The 19,764-nt window shown below is 68.2% G+C and carries 16 protein-coding genes and 1 pseudogene; 5 read left to right on the forward strand and 12 right to left on the reverse strand.

Annotated features, from left to right (window positions below; translation table 11 throughout):
• Positions 1-5: 5 nt before the first annotated feature.
• From AC3WTE_RS22280 to AC3WTE_RS22290, 3 genes are read right to left on the reverse strand one after another with little or no spacing between them, the layout of a single operon-like run.
• A complete protein-coding gene (locus tag AC3WTE_RS22280) occupies positions 6-1,451 on the reverse strand; it encodes a vWA domain-containing protein (RefSeq protein ID WP_492440992.1) in 1,446 nt (481 codons plus the stop codon).
• An 11-nt stretch (positions 1,452-1,462) separates the two neighbouring features.
• Positions 1,463-2,344 carry an AAA family ATPase gene (locus AC3WTE_RS22285; protein ID WP_029105383.1) on the reverse strand — a complete coding sequence of 294 codons (882 nt, stop codon included), beginning with the start codon at positions 2,342-2,344 and terminating at the stop codon, positions 1,463-1,465.
• A gap of 11 nt (positions 2,345-2,355) precedes the next feature.
• Complete coding sequence (locus AC3WTE_RS22290; protein ID WP_492440994.1) at positions 2,356-3,603, reverse strand: glutamate-5-semialdehyde dehydrogenase; 1,248 nt, start codon at positions 3,601-3,603, stop codon at positions 2,356-2,358.
• 56 nt (positions 3,604-3,659) lie between these two features.
• Between AC3WTE_RS22290 and AC3WTE_RS22295 the strand changes: the two genes are divergently transcribed.
• The 4 genes and pseudogenes from AC3WTE_RS22295 to AC3WTE_RS22310 all read left to right on the forward strand — a co-directional run bounded on the left by AC3WTE_RS22295 (position 3,660) and on the right by AC3WTE_RS22310 (position 7,474).
• Positions 3,660-4,520, forward strand: a complete 861-nt coding sequence (locus AC3WTE_RS22295; RefSeq protein ID WP_492440995.1) for a ribokinase — start codon at positions 3,660-3,662, stop codon at positions 4,518-4,520.
• A gap of 128 nt (positions 4,521-4,648) precedes the next feature.
• Positions 4,649-5,788 carry a DUF2306 domain-containing protein gene (locus AC3WTE_RS22300; RefSeq protein ID WP_492440997.1) on the forward strand — a complete coding sequence of 380 codons (1,140 nt, stop codon included), beginning with the start codon at positions 4,649-4,651 and terminating at the stop codon, positions 5,786-5,788.
• A gap of 155 nt (positions 5,789-5,943) precedes the next feature.
• A pseudogene (locus tag AC3WTE_RS22305) lies at positions 5,944-6,102 on the forward strand (hypothetical protein); the annotation flags it as partial.
• Between the two features lie 106 nt (positions 6,103-6,208).
• Positions 6,209-7,474: an HNH endonuclease signature motif containing protein gene (locus tag AC3WTE_RS22310; protein WP_492440999.1), complete on the forward strand. Its 1,266-nt coding sequence runs from the start codon at positions 6,209-6,211 to the stop codon at positions 7,472-7,474.
• 31 nt (positions 7,475-7,505) lie between these two features.
• On the opposite strand, the gene AC3WTE_RS22315 is transcribed toward AC3WTE_RS22310, so the two are convergent.
• Positions 7,506-9,539, reverse strand: a complete 2,034-nt coding sequence (locus tag AC3WTE_RS22315; RefSeq protein ID WP_492441001.1) for an NAD(+) synthase — start codon at positions 9,537-9,539, stop codon at positions 7,506-7,508.
• A gap of 58 nt (positions 9,540-9,597) precedes the next feature.
• On the opposite strand from AC3WTE_RS22315, the gene AC3WTE_RS22320 reads away from it, so the two are divergent.
• A complete protein-coding gene (locus AC3WTE_RS22320; protein ID WP_492441003.1) occupies positions 9,598-10,443 on the forward strand; it encodes an NAD-dependent protein deacetylase in 846 nt (281 codons plus the stop codon).
• Here the strand turns inward: AC3WTE_RS22320 and AC3WTE_RS22325 are convergent.
• The 8 genes from AC3WTE_RS22325 to ndk form a co-directional block, all read right to left on the reverse strand.
• On the reverse strand, positions 10,419-11,726 hold the full coding sequence (locus AC3WTE_RS22325) for a protoporphyrinogen/coproporphyrinogen oxidase (RefSeq protein ID WP_492441005.1): 1,308 nt from the start codon (positions 11,724-11,726) through the stop codon (positions 10,419-10,421). The genes AC3WTE_RS22320 and AC3WTE_RS22325 overlap by 25 nt on opposite strands.
• Before the next feature lie 4 nt (positions 11,727-11,730).
• Positions 11,731-12,354, reverse strand: coding sequence for a PIG-L deacetylase family protein (locus AC3WTE_RS22330; RefSeq protein ID WP_492441007.1), 624 nt, complete (start codon positions 12,352-12,354; stop codon positions 11,731-11,733).
• Between the two features lie 130 nt (positions 12,355-12,484).
• Positions 12,485-13,621 (reverse strand): glutamate 5-kinase, encoded by a 1,137-nt coding sequence (gene proB, locus AC3WTE_RS22335; protein ID WP_492441008.1) that lies wholly within the window; start codon positions 13,619-13,621, stop codon positions 12,485-12,487.
• Positions 13,618-15,087: a GTPase ObgE gene (obgE, locus tag AC3WTE_RS22340; protein WP_492441010.1), complete on the reverse strand. Its 1,470-nt coding sequence runs from the start codon at positions 15,085-15,087 to the stop codon at positions 13,618-13,620. Before obgE ends, proB begins: the two co-directional genes overlap by 4 nt.
• A 113-nt stretch (positions 15,088-15,200) precedes the next feature.
• Positions 15,201-15,458, reverse strand: coding sequence for a 50S ribosomal protein L27 (gene rpmA, locus AC3WTE_RS22345; protein WP_043394256.1), 258 nt, complete (start codon positions 15,456-15,458; stop codon positions 15,201-15,203).
• Between the two features lie 18 nt (positions 15,459-15,476).
• Positions 15,477-15,800 carry a 50S ribosomal protein L21 gene (rplU, locus tag AC3WTE_RS22350; RefSeq protein WP_459369077.1) on the reverse strand — a complete coding sequence of 108 codons (324 nt, stop codon included), beginning with the start codon at positions 15,798-15,800 and terminating at the stop codon, positions 15,477-15,479.
• A gap of 184 nt (positions 15,801-15,984) precedes the next feature.
• Positions 15,985-19,023: a ribonuclease E gene (rne, locus tag AC3WTE_RS22355; protein ID WP_492441012.1), complete on the reverse strand. Its 3,039-nt coding sequence runs from the start codon at positions 19,021-19,023 to the stop codon at positions 15,985-15,987.
• Between the two features lie 314 nt (positions 19,024-19,337).
• Positions 19,338-19,748, reverse strand: a complete 411-nt coding sequence (ndk, locus tag AC3WTE_RS22360) for a nucleoside-diphosphate kinase (protein ID WP_492441014.1) — start codon at positions 19,746-19,748, stop codon at positions 19,338-19,340.
• Positions 19,749-19,764: the final 16 nt, after the last annotated feature.

Raw genomic sequence — 19,764 nt, forward strand, 5'->3', positions numbered from 1 at the left:
GCGGGCTAGACGGGCAGCAGGTTGTCGATCACCGCGGCGAGCTGCTTGGCGGACCGGCATTCGTGCATGGTGATGACGTCCTGGTACTTGGCCGTCGCCGAGTCCCCGCTGCCCCACAGGTGCTTGGGCTCGGGGTTGAGCCAGTGCGCATGGCGGCTGGCATTGACCATGTGCGCCAGCAGGTCGGCCTGCGGGTTGCGGTAGTTGTTGCGGCCGTCGCCGAGCACCAGCAACGCCGTGCGAGGCGACAGCGCACCCGGCCACTTGTCCATGAACGAGACGAAGGCGTGGCCGTAGTCCGAGTGCCCGTCCCGCGTATAGACCGCCGCCTCGCGGGTGATCTTCTGCACTGCCACGGCCAGGTCGGCATCGGGCCCGAACAGCTCGGTGACCTCGTCGGTGGTGTCGATGAAGGCGAAGACGCGCACCCGCGAGAACTGCTGACGCAGCGCATGGACCAGCATCAGCGTGAAGTGGCTGAAGCCCGCGACGGAGCCGGACACGTCGCACAGCACCACCAGTTCAGGGCGCGCCGGGTGCGGTTTCTTGAGGACGACGTCGATGGGCACGCCGCCGGTCGACATCGACTTACGCAGCGTCTTGCGCAGGTCGATCTGGCCGGAGTGAGAACGACGCCGACGGGCGGCGAGCCGGGTGGCCAGCGTACGGGCCAGGGGCGCAACGACATTGCGCATCTGGCGCAGTTGTTCGCCTGATGCCCTGAGGAATTCGACATTCTCGGCCAGCTGCGGGATGCCGTAGGTCTGCACGTGGTCGCGGCCGATCTGCTCGGCTGTGCGCCGCTTGGTCTCCGACTCGACCATATGTCGCAGCTGCGAAATACGCTTCGCGGCAATTGCTTTGGCGATCTGTTCCTGAGTGGGTGTCGGCTCGTCACCGTACGGCGCCAGCAGGCCGGCCAGCAGCTTGCCTTCCAGCTGGTCGAGCCCCATGGCCTTGAGCGCCTGGTACGACGAGTACGACGGACCGCGGCTCGAGTTGTATTTGCCGTAGGCGTCGACGATCTGCGCGATCATCGCCATCAGGCGGTCGTCGAGGTTGGCCATGTCGGCGTCGGAGAGCAGATCGAGGAGCGCCGAGCGCATGCCCTCGACGTCCTCGGGCGGTATCCGGTCGGGCCGGCTGTCCGGATCGTCTTCGTCGTCGAGTTCAAGCACGGCCCGGTCCCCCATGGCCGCCGGGAACCACAGGTCGAACAACGCGTTGTAGGTCTCACGGTGGTCGGGCCTGCGCAGCACCGCGCAGGCCAGCCCCTCACGCAGCACCATGCGGTCACCGAGCCCCAGGGTGGCCATCACCCGTCCGGCGTCGACGGTCTCGGACGGCCCGACGTTGATGCCCACCTTGCGCAGGGCTTCGACGAAGCCCACCAGGTGGCCCGGAATACCTTGCGGGGCAAGCGGTTGCGCGGGGGTGCGGGCGACGGCCATGGCTCGCTTCCCTAGTTGAGCTTCAGCTCGCCGGCAGCACGCTGCTGATCGGACTGGTGTTTGAGCACCACACCCAGCGTGGCGGCGATCATCGCGTCGTCCAGGGTGTCCATGCCCAGCGCCAGAACCGTGCGGCCCCAGTCGATGGTCTCGGCGACCGACGGCAGTTTCTTGAGCTGCATACCGCGCAGCACGCCGATGATGCGGACCAGCTCGTCGGCGATCTTCTCGGGCAGCTCGGGCACCCGGGACAGCAGGATGCGCCGCTCCAGGTCGGGGTCCGGGAAATCGATGTGCAGGAACAGACAGCGCCGCTTGAGCGCCTCCGACAGCTCCCGCGTGGCGTTCGAGGTCAGCACCACCAGCGGCGTCTGCTGCGCTTTGATGGTGCCCAGTTCGGGCACGGTGACGGCGAAGTCCGACAGAATCTCCAGCAGCAGGCCTTCGATCTCGATGTCGGCCTTGTCGGTCTCGTCGATCAGCAGCACGGTGGGTTCGGTCCGCCGGATGGCCGTCAGGAGCGGCCTGCTCAGCAGGAACTCTTCGCTGAACACGTCCATCTTGGTCTGGTCCCAGTCACCCGACTGCTGGCCTGACTGAATCCGCAGGATCTGCTTGGCGTGGTTCCACTCGTATAGCGCGCGGGCTTCATCGACCCCCTCGTAGCACTGCAACCGCACCAGCTCCGAACCGGTGCACTGGGCGATGGCCCGGGCCAGTTCGGTCTTGCCGACACCGGCCGGTCCTTCGATCAGCAACGGCTTGCCCAGCCGGTCGGCCAGGAAAACCGCGGTGGCCGTTGCGGTATCGGGCAGGTATCCGGTTTCGGCGAGTCGCTTGGCGACGTCATCGATGTCCGCGAACAGCGGCACCGAGCGAGCGGGTGTACTCAAGTTTTTCTCCTCTATGCAGGCCGGGTCTGGCCGTCGCCCCACACGATCCATTTGGTGGATGTCAGTTCCGGCAGCCCCATCGGGCCGCGGGCGTGCAACTTCTGGGTCGAGATGCCGATCTCGGCGCCGAAGCCGAACTGCTCGCCGTCGGTGAAGGCGGTCGACGCGTTGACCATTACCGCGGCGGCGTCCACCTGTTCGGAGAAGCGCTGGGCCGCAGCGAGATTGGTAGTGACGATGGCCTCGGTGTGCCCGGTGCCGTACTCGTTGACGTGGCTGATGGCACCGTCGACACCGTCGACCACGGCCACCGCCATGTCCAGCGACAGGAACTCGGCGCGCAACTCGTCCTCGCTCGGGTCCAGATGTACCGTCACCCCGGCGTCCTGCAGGGCTGTGACCAGCCGGGGCAGCGCGGTGTCGGCGATGGCCCGGTCGACCAACAGGGTCTCGGCCGAGTTGCACACGCTGGGGCGGCGGGTCTTGGAGTTCAGCAGGATGCTCTCGGCCATGTCGAGATCAGCCGCTTCGTGGACGTAGACGTGGCAATTGCCGACACCGGTCTCGATGGTCGGCACGGTGGCGTCACGCACCACGGCGTCGATGAGGCCGGCGCCGCCACGCGGGATCACCACGTCGACCAGACCGCGGGCCTGGATCAGGTGGGTGACGCTGGCCCGGTCCTCGCTGGGCAGCAACTGCACCGCGTCCTCGGGCAGGCCCTCGGCGGCCAGTGCCGCACGGAGCGCCGTGACCAGTGCCCGATTGGAGTGGGCGGCCGACGAACTGCCGCGCAACAGCGCAGCGTTGCCGGACTTGAGGGCAAGGCCGAAGGCGTCGACGGTCACGTTGGGCCGGCTCTCGTAGACCATGCCGACCACGCCGAGCGGCACCCGCTGCTGCCGAAGCTGCAGGCCATTTGGCAGGGTGCTGCCGCGCAACACCTCACCGATCGGGTCCGGCAGTCCGGCGACCTGGCGCAGTCCGGCGGCGATGCCGTCGAGCCGCTGCGGGTTCAGGGCCAGCCGGTCGATCATGGCTTCGGCGGTACCGGCGGCGCGCGCGGCCGCGATGTCCTCGGCGTTGGCGGCCAGCACCAGGTCCGCGGCGGCCAGCACCGCGTCCGCGGCAGCGTGCAGGGCGCGGTTCTTGGCTTGAGTGGTCAGCGTGGCCAGCGTGCGGGATGCGACCCGGGCCCGCCGGGCGGCGTCATGCACCTGCTGGCGCAGATCAGTGTCCGTAGCTGCGTGCACACTCATTAACCCAGGGTAACGAGGTATCTGCGGTTCAGGCCGGTCGGGGCTACCGTGGCCCCGTGACTCGCATCACCGTCGTGGGCAGCGTCAATATGGACCTGGTGTTCGGTCTGGCCCGTCTGCCCGGGCCCGGGCAGACGGTGCTGGCGTCGTCGTTGCATTCGGAGCCCGGCGGCAAGGGCGGTAATCAGGCCGTCGCCGCGGCCCGGGCCGGTGCTGATGTCCAGCTGGTCGCCGCACTCGGCGACGATGCCACCGGCGGTGCCTTGCGAAAGCACCTGCAGGACAACGGCGTCGGCCTCGACGGCGCGGTCAGCCTGCCGGTCCCCAGCGGCACCGCGGCGATCATGGTCGGTAGCAGCGCCGAGAACATGATCGTGGTGGCACCGGGCGCCAACGCGCACCTGACCCTGGACTCACGCCAGGTTCGAGCGGTCGTCGCCGATTGCGATGTGCTGTTGCTGCAGCTGGAAATCCCGCCGGCCACCGCGCTGGCGGCGGCCCGGCTGGCCAAGGACAGTGGCGCGACGGTGGTGCTGAACGCCTCCCCTCCGGGTGCGGACCCGCACGCCCTCGCTGCATTGGCCGCCGCCACCGACGTGGTGATCGTCAACGAAACCGAAGCCGCGGGGTGGCATTGGCCCGTCGCGCATCTGGTCATAACCCGCGGCGCTGACGGCGCCGTGCACCGCACCGCCGAAGGCGAGACGCACATCGCCGCACCCGAGGTCGAGGCGGTCGACACCACCGGCGCCGGTGACGTCTTCGCCGGCGTGCTGGCCGCCGGCTGGCGAACGGACCCCGAGCACGCTCTCCTGCGGGCCGTGACGGCGGGCGCGCTGGCCACCCTGGTCCCCGGTGCCGGCAACTGCGCACCGTACGACGAGGCCATCGAGGATGCGCTGGGTTCGGCGCCCTGACGAGCCCCGGCCTGGCCGATCACCCTGCCCATCGCCCACGACCCCACCCTGACGCAGCAAATACTGCAGGCACGCGACCGGTGGCCCTACAATCTGACGATCTGACGGACGACCACAAAGGAATCGCTGTGTCGCGGAGATTCTTCTTGCTCACGGTCGCCATCGCCGTCTTCTACGTGCCGCTTGCCCTCAACTACACCTGGCCGCTGTTCGCCCCCGAAATGTCGCGCTGGCAGGACTCGGTCAACACGCTGATCAACGGTCGCGCCTACGCGGTCGGTGAAGGGTCCGTCGAATCGGTCCGCCACGGCGCCTACGCCGAACATCGCATGGTCCTCATGGTCCACACCACGCTGGCCGGACTTGCCTTGGCGCTGGGCTTGTTTCAGTTCTCACCGAAGCTGCGCGCCCGCCGGCCCGCGCTCCACCGGTGGACCGGCCGGGCGTATCTCGCGCTGATGTCGGTCAGCATGTTGACGGCGTTGGTGTTTCTGTATGTCACACCGGCTGCGCAGCATTTCATCGGGCCGGCGTTCGAAACTCAGTTGCGCGCCTTGGCAATCGGCACGCTCGGCAGCGCCTGGTACGCGGTGTACGCAATCCGCCGCCGCGACGTCATCACCCACCAGGCCTGGATGACGTACGGCATCGCACTGATGATGACTGCGCCGCTGCTGCGCGTGATCTGGATCGGGATACAACCGCTGATCCCGCAGCACGACCTGCTGACCAACATCGGCGTGGGCTCCATCATCCTCGGCGTCGCCGCACCCGCGACCGCCGTCTTCGCCTTCATGCTGACTCAGCGCTCGGCTCCGGATGCGACCGTCGCGTCCGCCCCGCGGCGCGCGTACTTCTTCGCCCTCGCGCTGGCGGTTGCCGGCTCGCTCGCTTACACGACCCTGGTCGTCCGGTTGTCTGCGCCGATCCCGCACGCCTTGGTCCTTTTCCACCTGGTGCCGGCGTGGATCGTCATCGCACTCGCGGCGCGCGGGGTGTTCCGGGCGCGGGCCATCGGCGATACGGTGCGCGAACGGCAGTGGCGCTGGATCCTGTGGAGCTTCGCCGCCGCACCGACGGCCGCCAGCTTGTACGCACAGATCGTGCCGCCGGCTTTCACCGTTGCCGACGCCGTGCTCGCCGGCGGCATGGACGGACCGGTCATTCCCATCACCGTCGCCTTCGCACTGGTCGTGCACGCAGCGGCGCGGTCCCAGCGCCCGGCTGACGACGACCTTGATGAACCCAACGTTCTCGCGGCCGCCTGACCCACTTCTAGGCCGTGGAAAGTTATCCACAGGCTGGAAATTCTCTTGTGGCGCGGGTCCGGCGCGGGTCCGGCGCGGTAATTAGAGTCGAAAGTATGTTCGATCAGTTGGTCATCGAAGCCAAGGAAGCCGACGACGCCGCCCTGGTCGATTCGATGACCAGCGCCACCCGTGCCGAAGCCGGGGCGGCGGCCAGCCGGCTGGCCGCCATCGCCGAACTCACCTATCGCCGCTGCACCGATTACGAAGACCGCGACCTGTGGGCGTGCGACGGCTGGGACGCCGCGGCCAGCGAGATCGGCGCCGCCCTGAACATCAACCGCTGGCACGCCGCCAGCCAGATGCAACTCGCCCTGACCCTGCGCGACCGCCTCCCCCCAGGTCGGGGCGCTACTCGCCGCGGGCGACCTGTCCCTCGGGTTGGTCACCCAGATCTGCTGGCACACCGAGCACGTCCAAGACCCGGCCACCCTCGCCCTCATCGACACCGCCATGGCCGGCGCCGCACGCGACTGGGGACCCCTGTCCAAAGCCGACACCATCGGGCAGATCGACAGCTGGATTGAAAAATTCGACCCCGCTGCCGTCCGCCGCACCCGCAACGCCGTCCGCGGCCGCGACGTCGAATTCGGCAAGCCCGGTGACCCCGCCGGCGTCACCTCCATCTGGGGCCTGCTGCTGGCCACCGACGCCGAACTCCTCGACCGCACCCTCACCGCCATGGCACGTGAGGTCTGCGACGACGACCCGCGCACGCTGAGCCAGCGCCGCGCCGACGCCCTCGGCATCCTGGCTGCCCGCGGCGATCGACTGCCGTGCCACTGCGCCAACCCCGACTGCCCCGCGGCCGGCACTGATGCCCGCGCCGCAGCGGTCATCATTCACGTCTTGACCGACGCTGCGCCACAACCGATCAGCGACCCCCTGCTCGACGCTCCTGAGGTCACGCCCCCGGTCACGGCCGCCACCCCCGTCGCCGACGCACTAGCACCCCGACCCGAACCCGCACCTGTCATCGACCAGAAGGCCATCGGGCACCTGTCCGGCGGGCCCGTCATCCCCGCCGTGCTGTTGGCTGACCTCGCCGCCCGCGGCGCCACGGTGAAAAATGTTGTGACACCCCCGGTTCCGCCCGATGGGCAGCCGCACTACCGGCCATCGACCGGGCTCGCCACCTATGTCCGCATGCGGGACCTGACCTGCATGCACCCCGGCTGCGACCGCCCCGCTGTCGACGTTGACCTCGACCACACCATCCCGTGGCCGGCCGGACCGACCCATCCGGGCAACCTGACCCCCAAGTGCCGCAAACACCACCTGGCCAAGACCTTCTACACCGGCGCCAACGGATGGCACACCCGCCAGCACCCCGACGGCACCATCTCCTGGACCGCACCAACCGGCCACACCTACACCACCGTGCCCGGGAGCCGAATCCTGTTCCCCGACAAACACTTCCCCACCCCACCACCGCCACCAGCACCAGTGGCGACCAGCAGCGACCACCCCGACCGCGACCTCATGATGCCCACCCGCCGCCGCACCCGCACCGACGACCGCTCCCGGCACATCCGGCGCGAACGCGCCCTCAACTGGACCGAACTGCTGGAGTCCGCATCAACCCCCGACGCCAAACTCCAACTCGCCCAACAACTCATCGACGGCGACAGCTCACCACCGTTCTGACGCCGAGATGTGCGTCGAAAGCGACGCCGGCTCAGGCCTCCGGCACGTTGCGCTCGATCTCATCGAGCCAGATGCGCGCCGACATGTCCGACGGCGCTCGCCAGTCCCCGCGCGGGGACAGCGCGCCGCCGGCTGACACCTTCGGCCCGTTCGGCAGCGCCGACCGCTTGAACTGGCTGAACGAGTAGAACCGCTGGACAAAGACTTTCAGCCAGCGCCGGATGTCGGCCAGCGAGTAGGCCACGTGCTCGTCGTCGGGGAAGCCGGCGGGCCAGTCACCTGCGTCGGCATCCCGCCACGCATGCCAGGACAGGAACGCGATCTTCGACGGCCGGAACCCGTACCGCAGCACCTGGAACAGCGAAAAGTCCTGCAGCGCATACGGACCCACCTTGGCCTGGCTGCTCTGCACGTCAGCGCCTGGTACCAGTTCCGGGGTGATCTCGGTGTCCAGCACCGACTGCAACACATCGTTGACGTCGCCGCCGAACTGTCCCGACGAGATCACCCATCGGATCAGATGCTGGATCAGGGTTTTCGGTACGCCGCCGTTGACGTTGTAGTGCGACATCTGGTCACCGACGCCGTAGGTGGACCAGCCCAGCCCGAGCTCGGACAGGTCACCGGTCCCGAGCACGATGCCACCGCGCTGGTTGGCCAGCCGGAACAGGAAGTCGGTGCGCAGCCCGGCCTGCACGTTCTCGAAAGTCACGTCGTACACGGCCTCACCACGCGCGAACGGGTGCCCCATCTCGGCGAGCATCAGCCGTGCAGTGTCCCGAATGTCCAACTCGGAGAACGTGACTCCGAGTGCCTTGGCCAACGCGGTGGCATTGCTCTTGGTGCGGTCGCCGGTCGCGAAGCCGGGCATGGTGAAGGCGAGGATGTCGCTGCGCGGCCGGCCCTCCCGGTCCATCGCCTTGGCCGCGACGATCAGCGCATGGGTGGAATCCAGCCCACCGGACACCCCGATCACCACGGTCGGGAAGTTGAGTGCTCGCAGGCGCTGCTCCAGTCCGGACACCTGGATGTTGTAAGCCTCATAGCAATCTTGTTGCAGCCGCTGTGGATCCGACGGCACGAACGGGAACCGCTCGATCGCGCGGAGCAGGCCGATGTCGCCCATCGGCGGGGACAGCGTGAATTCGATGCGCCGGAAGTCCGAGGTCCGGTCGGCGAACTGGCGCCGGTTGTCGTCGAACGTGCCCATCCGCAACCGCTCGGCGGCCAGCAGCTCGGTGTCGACATCGGCGACCGACCGGCGCTCCCCACGCGGGAAACGCTCGGATTCGGCCAACAGCACACCGTTTTCGTAGATCATGGTCTGGCCGTCCCACGCCAGGTCGGTGGTCGACTCGCCCTCCCCCGCCGCCGCATAGACGTACGCCGCCAGGCAGCGCGACGACGCCGAGCGGGCCAGCAGTTTGCGGTCGTCGGCGCGCCCGATGGTGATGGGGCTGCCCGACAGGTTGGCCAGCACCGTCGCGCCGGCCAGCGCGGCCGTCGCACTCGGCGGCACGGGCACCCACATGTCTTCGCAAATCTCCACGTGCAGAACGAAGTTCGGCAGGTCGGCGGCGGCGAACAACAGGTCGCTGCCGAACGGGACATCGACACCGTTCACCCGGATGGTCCCGGTGATGTCATCACCGGCCGCTACCTGCCGCGATTCGTAGAACTCGCGGTAGGTCGGCAGGTACGACTTGGGCACGACGCCGAGGATCGATCCGCGGTGGATCACCACCGCGGTGTTGTAGATGCGGTGGCGGTACCGCAGCGGCGCACCGACCACCAGCACCGGCAGCAACTCGACCGACGCCTCGACGATCGTCTCCAGCGCCCCGGTCACCGACTCCAACAGCGTGTCCGACAGCAGGATGTCCTCGATCGAGTACCCCGACAGCGTCAGCTCCGGGAACACCGCCAACCCCACGGCGTCGTCGTGGCAGTCACGCGCCAGGCGCACCACCGACTGGGCGTTGGTCGCGGGGTCCGCGAGCGTGGTGTGGTGCGTGCACGCGGCAACGCGGACGAATCCGTGCCGATAGGCGGAATAGAAGTCCACGACTCGATTGTCGCACCGACACGTCGCGCAACACCGTGGACGGCCTACCCTCGATGGCGTGCAGGCTCCTGAACTGGTCAATCTGCTGGCCCACCGGCGTCTCGCCGTGCTGACCGGCGCCGGCATCTCCACCGATTCGGGCATTCCGGATTACCGCGGGCCGGACTCGCCGCCGAGCAATCCGATGACCATCCAGCAGTTCCTGTCCGGTCCGGCCTTCCGGCAGCGGTACTGGGCCCGCAACCACATCGGCTGGCGGCACATGGCCGCCCGCCGGCCCAACGTCGGCCACCGCGCCATCGCCGCGCTGGAACAGGCCGGTGTGGTCACGGGCGTCATCACTCAGAACGTCGACCTGCTGCACACCAAAGCCGGGTCCCGGACGGTGGTCAACCTGCACGGCACCTACGCGCGGGTGATCTGCCTGCGCTGCGGGCGCACCATGACCCGGGCCGCGCTGGCCGAAGAGCTGGAACGACTCAACCCCGGCTTCACCGAACGGGTCGCCACCCAGGTCGGCAGCATCGGCGTGGCTCCCGACGCCGACGCGACGGTCGAGGACACCACGACCTTCCGGTACCTCGACTGCCCCAGCTGCGGCGGCATCCTCAAACCCGACATCGTGTACTTCGGCGACAGCGTGCCGAAAGACCGCGTGCAGCAGGCCTACTCCCTGGTCGACGACGCCGACGCACTGCTGGTCGCGGGATCGTCGCTGACGGTGTACTCGGGCTACCGCTTCGTCCGGCACGCGGCCGCCGCCGGGATGCCCGTCGCGATCATCAACCGGGGCCCTACCCGCGGCGACGAGCTGGCGACGGTGAAGATCGACAGCGGGTGTTCGGAAATCCTGGCGCTACTGACGAACGAACTGCCGGCTCAGAACCTGTCCGGGTGCCAGTAGACGTCCTCGGGCGTCCCCGACAGCGCGTTGTCCACAGCCTCCCGGCCCTGCATGTACCCGTAATCCTGGTTGGACGACTCGTAGCGCCAACCGCCGAAGCGGCCCCGGCTGTAGAAGCCGTGGCTGCGCAGCCGCTCGTCGAGCGTCCGCACGATGTCGTCGCGGCCCAGCGTCGGCACCGGATAGCCCATCGGCACCTCCTGCACGAACCGGCTGACCACGTATTCGGACTCGGCGCCCAGTGCCCGCAGTGATTCCTCGGTGCGCCGCACCGCGTCATCACCGGTCAGCGTTTGCCCGGGCAGCAAAGGCACCTCGCACAGCACGTTCCAGCGGCCGGCGCCGGCGTTGGCGGGGTCATAGTTGTTCAGCATCGTGGCCCGGTACCAGGGCACGCCCCGGTCCGGGCAGTACAGCCAGGTCTTGTCGGCCAGCGCCGCCGGTGCCGGACCGCGGTAGCCGAGCCCGACCGCGTAGATACGGCTGGCGCACAGGGTGTTTCGCCGGGGTGTTCCCTCAGCGCCCGCCCCACCGAGCCAGTCCCACGCGGTGGTCAGGGGCGCTGAACTGACGCAGTGCTCGTACGCGACGGTCGAGCCGTCGTCCAGCGTCGCCAGCCGCCGAGCCATGTCGATGTCGACCACCCGGGTGCCCAGCCGGACCGTCTCGGGCGCCAGCATCTGGTCGTACACCCCTTGCCACAATGCGCCGGTGCCGCCGATCGGGTACGGAAAACTGCCCGCAGGCGCGGTTGCCGAGCCGGCCAAACCGAGGCGCGGCACGTTCGGCGCGGCACTGCCGCTGCGCAGCGACGTCCATTCGTGGTCGATCTGTTCGAGCGGGGCCGTCCACATCTTGTAGTTGTAGGGGCCAAAAAACTCGTCGAAAAGTTTGCCACCGAAATTGTTCCGGTAATAGTCGGCGAGGTTGTGCAGCGGTGCGTCCGGGTACAGATCGGTCGGCAGCTCGGTGAGTTGCTGCTGAATGGGCGTCGACACCAGGGCATGCGGTCCGCTGCCGTCCAACCACACCCAACCGTTCCGGGCGACATCGTTCATCTTGACGCCGGAAGCGGCGACCGCCCGGTCGAATTCTGCGAAGTGGCTGTGCAGCACATGGCCACCGAGATCCCACGTGAAACCGTGCGCGTCGCGAACCGAGGCTGCCATGCCCCCGACCTGATCGCCGGCGTCCACCACGAGGTGGTCGATGCCGAGTTCGGTCAGGCGGACAGCAGCGCCCAGCCCCGTCGGACCCGCTCCGACAATGAGAAAGGTCGGCACCGGGTCAGAAATCGACGACCAGTCGGGCCGGCTCGAAACCTTCGGCGAACGCCCGGCGGCACAGGAAGCCGTAGTGCTCAGCTGAACTGCGCACCCAGGAGGCACTGACCTTTTCGCTGGCCTCGGCCTGCGACACGTGCGACATGAGGGCTTCGATCTTCTTGTCCAGCGCATCCGAGATGTCCACGAAGGCCGTCGGATTGAAGCCGATTGCCGACGGTCCGCCGTAGGTCATGATCGACGACACCCACCGTGCGGCACCGAGGGTGCAGCGGGAAACCACTCGGTGATCCTGGTGGCTGTCGTTGGCCGTATGGGTGTAAACGATTGTCGCAGCAGACTTTTCGATGGCATCTTCGATCAGGTGCACCAGCTCGAACTCCTGGAGCGAGACGCGGCAGTCGCCGAAACCCTGGCCCCACAGCAGCTCGTGGACACCCAACACCTCGACGGCACGGAGTTGCTCATTCACCCGCTCCTGCGATTCGCCCGGCCCTTCTTCGCCGCGGGTCACCACCAGCATGGTGACCCTGTCGCCGGCCGCTACATGCTTTGCCAGCGCGCCGCCGCAGCCAAGTTCGATGTCGTCGGGATGCGCGCCGACCGCCAGTACGGACTGTCTCGCCATCGCCCCCCCAATTCTGTTTGCTGCGCAGGTGTCAAAGGCAGCATAACCCTAATTTAATAGGCATGGCTTCTCTAACAGGCAAAACACAGAATGAGGCCGTGATTCTAGCCAAATACACACAAAGTCGACGTCAAATTGCTACCAGGTCGTCGGCATGAACCGCAGGTCTGCGCAGCTCCACGGGCAGCTCGGGAGTGGACCGCCCAATGATGCCAGCGAGCTCGGAGTCGTCGTAGGCCACGACCCCGCGGGCCACCGCGGTGCCGTCCGGACCATGCAGTTCGACGACGTCGCCGCCGTGGAAGCGGCCCGACACCGCTGTGATGCCCGCCGGCAGCAACGATTTCCTTTGCCCGACGACGGCCCGCACCGCACCGGCGTCCAGAGTCAGCGTCCCCGTCGTCTCCGCCGCATAGCGCACCCAGAACCGCCGAGCCGACATGCGCTCGGGGCGGGCGGCGAACACCGTGCCCACCGAGGCGTCGGTCAGCGCGGCAGCCGCGTCGCTGGCGGCCGCCAACAGCACCGGAACACCCGCATCTGCCGCGAGCAGTGCCGACGACAGCTTGGACGCCATGCCGCCCGTGCCCAGCCGGCTGCCGCCGGTCGCCGACACGCCGTCGAGGTCGCCCGACGCGGCGACCTCGGGGATGAAGCGGGCCGGATTGTCCTTGGGCGCCTTGCGGGGATCGCCGTCGTAAAGCCCGTCGATGTCGCTCAACAGGATCAGTGCGTCGGCCCCGACCAGTTGTGCCACCAGGGCCGACAGCCGGTCGTTGTCGCCGAACCGGATCTCGTTGGTGGCCACGGTGTCGTTCTCGTTGACGATCGCCACCGCGTGCAGCGCCCGCAGCCGGTCCAGCGTGCGCTGGGCGTTGTTGTGCTGCGCCCGCTGGGCGATGTCGTGCGCCGTGAGCAGCACCTGACCGACGGTCCGGTCATACCGGCCGAACGCCGCGCTCCACGCGTTGACCAGGGCCACCTGCCCGACGCTGGCCGCGGCCTGCTTGGTGGCGAGGTCGGTCGGGCGCTTGGTCAGGCCGAGCGGCTCGATACCGGCGGCGATGGCGCCGGAGGACACGATCACGACGTCCGAGCCGGCCTTCATCCGCTTCTCGATGGCATCGGCCAGCGTGGCCAGCCGGCCCGCGTCGAACATGCCGTTAGGTGCCGTGAGCGCGGTGGTGCCGATCTTGACGACGACGCTGCGCGCGGTGCGCACGGCCTCGCGATGCGCCGAGACGACGGGTTCCGGGCGAGTCGTCACGACTCGTCCCCTGGACCCTCGCTATCCTCCGCCGACCGGCGGCGGTCTTTACGGGCCGCTTTACGTTCCGAGGCCCCGATGCGGTCGGTCTGCTCCAGGCGAATATCGGTGCCGCGACCGGACATCTGCATGTCGATGCCCGCGGGCGTCTGCGGCTCCCAGTCGAACGTGACGTCGCCGATGGTGACCGCGCAGCCGGCGCGGGCGCCCTTCTTGATCAGCGCGTCCTCGACACCCAGCCGGGCCAGCCGGTCGCCGAGGTAGCCGACTGCTTCGTCGTTGTCGAAGGCCGTCTGCGCGATCCAGCGCTCCGGCCGGGTGCCGCGCACGATGAAGCCACCGAAACCGTCCGATTCGACGGTGAAGCCGCTCTCATTGACCGCGACGGGCCGGATGACGGGGCGCCGCGGCGCCACCACGGGCTGTGCGGCCCGGTACGCGGCGACCATGTCCCACATGGCGAAGGTCAACGGGCGCAAGCCATCTCGGCTGACCGTGGAGATTTCGTAGACGGGCCAGCCGTACTTGGCCGCCACCTCTTCTTTCACGAAATCGGCGAGTTCGCGTGCGTCCGGCACGTCGATCTTGTTGAGCACCACCGCGCGCGGCCGCTCGGCCAGGTCGCCGAGCGTCGAATCCCCTTGCAGCGTCGGCGTATACGCCGCCAGCTCGGCCTCGAGCGCCTCGATGTCGGAAATCGGGTCGCGGCCCGGTTCCATCGTCGCGCAGTCCACCACGTGGACCAGCACGGCGCAGCGTTCGATGTGACGCAGGAAGTCCAGGCCCAGGCCGCGGCCTTCCGAGGCGCCGGGGATCAGACCCGGAACGTCGGCGACGGTGAAGGTGTTGTCACCAGCGGAGACCACACCCAGGTTGGGCACCAACGTGGTGAACGGGTAGTCCGCGATCTTCGGCTTGGCAGCCGAAATGGCCGACACCAGAGAGGATTTACCGGCCGACGGGAAGCCCACCAGGCCGACATCGGCAACCGTCTTGAGTTCGAGGGTGAGATCGCGGACCTCGCCCTTCTCCCCCAGCAGCGCGAAACCTGGCGCCTTGCGCGCCCGCGAGGCCAGCGCGGCGTTACCCAGCCCGCCGCGGCCACCGGCGGCGGCCTCGAAGCGGGTACCGGCGCCGACCAGGTCAGCCAGCATCCGGCCCTGATCATCGAGGACGACGGTGCCGTCGGGCACGTGGACCTCGAGATCGGCGCCCGCCGCACCGTCGCGGTTACTGCCCGCGCCGGGCTTACCGGAGGGCGCGTCGACATGCGGACGAAAGTGGAAGTCGAGCAGGGTGTGCACCTGCGGGTCGACGACCAGCACGATGCTGCCGCCCTTACCGCCGTTGCCGCCGTCGGGCCCACCGAGCGGCTTGAACTTCTCCCGATGTACCGACGCACAGCCATTGCCGCCGTTACCGGCGCGCGCGTGGATCACCACACGGTCAACGAACCGGGGTGCCATCTGACGTCCTCTCCATCACAAACCGTTTCCCCGTCGCTTCGCTCGCCCCGGAGAAAAAGAAAAGCTGCCACGAGGCGAAACCTCGTGGCAGCTTCACACCTCGTGGGAAAAGGTTAGACCTCTGCCGGGACGATGTTGACCGTCTTGCGGCCACGCTTGGTGCCGAACAGCACCGAGCCGGCGGCCGTGGCGAACAGAGTGTCGTCGCCACCGCGACCGACGTTCACGCCCGGGTGGAAGTGGGTGCCGCGCTGACGGACGAGGATCTCGCCGGCCTTGACGACCTGGCCGCCGAAGCGCTTGACGCCCAGTCGCTGGGCGGCTGAATCGCGACCGTTACGAGAGCTGGACGCGCCCTTTTTATGTGCCATGTCTGTTCGCTCCCTTACTTACTTGATGCCGGTGACCTTGACGACCGTCAGCTGCTGACGGTGGCCCTGGCGCTTGTGGTAGCCGGTCTTGTTCTTGAACTTGTGGATACGGATCTTCGGGCCCTTGGTGTGCTCGAGCACCTCACCGGTGACAGCGACCTTGGCCAGCGCGTCGGCGCTGGTGGTGACCTTCGCACCCTCGACCACGAGAGCGACGGGCAGCGACACCGAGGCGCCCTGCTCAACGTCGAGCTTCTCGATCTTGACCACGTCACCGACGGCAACCTTGTACTGCTTGCCACCAGTCTTGACGATTGCGTACGTGGCGTTATCGGCTGCCATCGTTGGTGTTCCTCTGTTCTTCGTTTCGTCTACTGCGGGGCGCGCGCCACCCGAAGGCTGCGAGCGCTGGTCTGTGATGCGGGGCCGTTATGGCACCCGCTGTCGCCGGTGTCGGCCAGGCGACAACTGGTCAAGGGTACGTGACCAGTTAATCGAGGGTCAAACCGCGAGGACCCTCACGGCATCAGCCATCGACACCTCCGACCGGCGGACCGGCGGGACGGGCCGCGGCGCGGCGCCGCTGCCGGACGACGGGAGCCGGGTTGACGACCGGCGCAGCGGGCTGATCAGCCTCTTCCTCGTCGTCCTCGTCCGAATCCTCATCGTCTTCGTCATCGGAGTCTTCGTCCGAGTCGTCCTCGTCCGAATCGTCGTCGTCCGAATCCTCATCGTCTTCGTCGTCCGAGTCTTCGTCGTCCTCGTCGAGGTCCAGCTCGTCGCCGTCGTCGTCGCTGTCCTCGAAGTCCTCATCCAGTTCGACTTCGAGTTCGTCGTCTTCGGCGTCGTCCTCGTCTTCGTCAACCTCGTCGGCGTCCAGGTCGTCGGCCTGGTCCAGCTCGGTCAGCGCTTCTGCGGACTCGATGGCATCGCCGTCGGTCGCCTCCTCGGCGATGTCTTCATCGTCGAGTTCGTCCTCGTGCTTGCCGTTCGCGGCCGCCATGGCCTTGAACATCGGGTGCTCGCCCTGCGGATGCGGCGGCACCTTCGCCACCGGAGTCTCCTCGGCGGGCGGCGCCGCCTTCTTGGCCCGCTTGCTGCGCCGGCCACCGCCACCACCGTTACCGCCCGCGACTTCGGTCTTGCGGCCGTTCGCCGACGCGGTGTCGACCGGATCGACGTGCAGCATGATGCCGCGGCCCGCGCAGTGCGTGCAGGTCGTGGAGAACGCTTCGATCAGGCCCGTGCCGAGGCGCTTACGCGTCAGCTGCACCAGACCCAGCGAGGTCACCTCGGACACCTGGTGCCGGGTCCGGTCCCGGGCCAGCGCCTCGGTCAGGCGGCGCAGCACCAGGTCACGGTTGGATTCGAGCACCATGTCGATGAAGTCGATCACCACGATGCCGCCGATATCGCGCAGCCGGAGCTGGCGCACGGTCTCCTCGGCGGCCTCCAGGTTGTTGCGGGTGACCGTCTGTTCCAGGTTGCCGCCCGAACCGGTGAACTTGCCGGTGTTGACGTCGATGACCGTCATGGCCTCGGTGCGGTCGATCACCAGGGTGCCGCCCGAGGGCAGCCACACCTTGCGGTCCATGGCCTTGGCCAGCTGCTCGTCGATGCGGTACACCGAGAACACGTCCGGCCCGGTCGGTCCACCCGCCGGCTCGTACTGCGACATCCGCGAAAGCAATTCCGGCGCAACGGAATTGACGTAATTGCTGATGGTGTTCCAGGCCTCGTCACCCGACACCACGAGCTTGGAGAAGTCCTCGTTGAACAGGTCGCGGATCACCTTGACCAGCACGTCGGGCTCTTCGTAGAGCGCCACCGCGGCGCCGGCGGCCTTGGCCTTGATAGTTGCGGCCTCGGCGTCGATCTCATTCCAGCGTTCCTGCAACCGGTTGACGTCGGCGCGGATGTCCTCTTCCTTCACGCCCTCGGACGCGGTGCGGATGATGACGCCGGCGTCGGCCGGGACGACCTCTTTGAGGATCTCCTTCAGGCGCTGACGCTCGGTGTCGGGCAGCTTGCGGCTGATCCCGGTCGAGGACGCGCCCGGCACGTACACCAGGTAGCGCCCGGCCAGCGAAATCTGCGTGGTGAGGCGGGCGCCCTTGTGCCCCACCGGGTCCTTGCTGACCTGAACGACGACATAGTCGCCGGGCTTGAGCGCCTGCTCGATCTTGCGGTTGTTGCCGCCGAGGCCGGCGGCCTCCCAGTTGACCTCCCCGGCGTAGAGCACGCCGTTGCGGCCGCGACCGATGTCGACGAACGCCGCCTCCATCGAGGGCAGCACATTCTGCACGATGCCGAGGTAGATGTTGCCGACCAGGCTGGCCGACGCCGCGGATGTCACGAAGTGCTCGACCACGACGCCGTCTTCCAGCACGGCGATCTGGGTGTACCGGGCACCTTCGTGCGGCGGTTCGGTGCGGATCTTGTCGCGCACCACCATCACGCGCTCGACGGCCTCGCGACGAGCCAGGAACTCGGCCTCGCTCAGGATCGGCGGACGGCGGCGGCCCGCGTCGCGACCGTCGCGACGGCGCTGACGCTTGGCCTCGAGGCGGGTCGACCCGGTGATGCCCTGAATTTCGTTGTTGTCCGACTTGGTGCGCGGGGCGCGCTCGTGGACGACGGTGTTGGGCGGATCGTCCGACGAACCGTTCTCGCCATCGGCATCGTCACCACCGGCACCGCCCGACTTGCGGCGACGACGGCGGCGACGACGGCGACTGGCACCGTCGGACGCGTTCGCGTCGTCGTCACCGGAGTCCTCGTCGGCCTCACCGTCGGTGTCCTCGTCGCTCTCGGCCGATGCGTCCTGCGTCTCGCCGTCGGCGTCTGCGTCTGCGTCGGTCGCGTCGTCGCTGCTCTGTTCGCCGCGGCCGCGGCCACGCCCACGGCGACCACGACGTCGGCGCCGGTTGGCGGGCCGGTCGCCATCGTCGTCGCCGCCGTCATCGGAACCGTCGTCGGCACCGTCGGCCGTGTCGTCGGCAGTGTCATCGTCGGCGAAATCGTCGGGCTCGGCGGGCGGCCGGAAGGTCACGGGCTGCGGCGCCACGAACAGCGGCAGGTAGTCAGCGGGCTCGGCTGAAGTCGTCGGGGCGGCCGGAACCGTCTCCAGCAGCAGCCGGGACTCGGGCTCGTCTTCGTCGGGCTGCGCGTCGCCTGCCTCGGCCGCCTCGCGGGCGATCTCGACGGCAGCTTCGGCGACGTCGACGGCTTCGACGGCGACCTCAGCGGCTTCGGTAGTGACCTCTGCGGCTTCGGTGGTGACCTCGACCAGCGCCTCGGCCACCGGCTCGACGGGTGCGGGTGCGGCGGCGTCGGCACCGAGACCCAGCAGGTCGCGGACCCGCTCGGCCTCGGCACGGGTCACCGTGGACGCGGGATTGCGGGGCCTGCCGTCGACCCCGGCGAGGGTCTCGGTGATCTTCTTGCTGGTGGTCCCGAGGATTCGGGCCAGCGAGAAAATCCGCAGGCGCTCGGGGAGCTCTATCGGCTCCGCTGCGCTGCCGGCGTCTTCGGATCGGGCTTCAAGTTGGGCATCGTCGGCCACGTATTCTCCTCAAGCCCCCGGGCGCGTCGTGCGACGCGGCCACGCGAGGGCTTCTTGTATTGGCTCGGGGAACTTCTCCCGAGATTGTTGTGGTCTCGCACCTAGCGGCCCATGGGAGCCCTCGGTGCCTGGCTGAATGATGGCTGGACGGTCGGCGCCGCACCCGGATTTCTCTGAGTGGTCGCGTCGTCTAAGTCTTCATCCGGGCGTCCGCTCCTGGTATGAAGCAGGTCACCCGTACGCCAGTATCCCACATCGCCGGCCAATCTCCGACGAGGTGCCGCCGGTAGCTCAGCTACCGGCGGCCCACAGTGTCAGTTACCGGGGAACCAGAGGGCGATTTCGCGGGCCGCGGACTCCGGGGAATCCGAGCCGTGCACCAGGTTGTCCTGGGTGAGAAGGGCCAGGTCACCACGGATGGTGCCGGTCGCGGCCTTCTCCACCGGGTCGGTGCCGCCGGCGATCTGCCGGAAGGCGGCGACGGCGCGCGGGCCCTCGACGATCGCGGCCACAACCGGGCCGGAAGTGATGAATTCCAGCAGGTCGCCGAAGAAGGGCTTGCCCTCGTGCTCGGCGTAGTGCTTGGTCGCCAGCTCCACGCTGACGGTCTTCAGCTCAAGAGCAGCAAAGGTCAGGCCCTTGCGCTCGATCCGGCTGATGATTTCGCCGATCAGGTTGCGCTTGACGCCGTCGGGCTTGATCAAAACAAGGGTCTGCTCAGTCACGGCGGACAGCGTACTA

It is taken from the genome of Mycobacterium sp. FW102-FHT13B02, assembly GCF_058790275.1.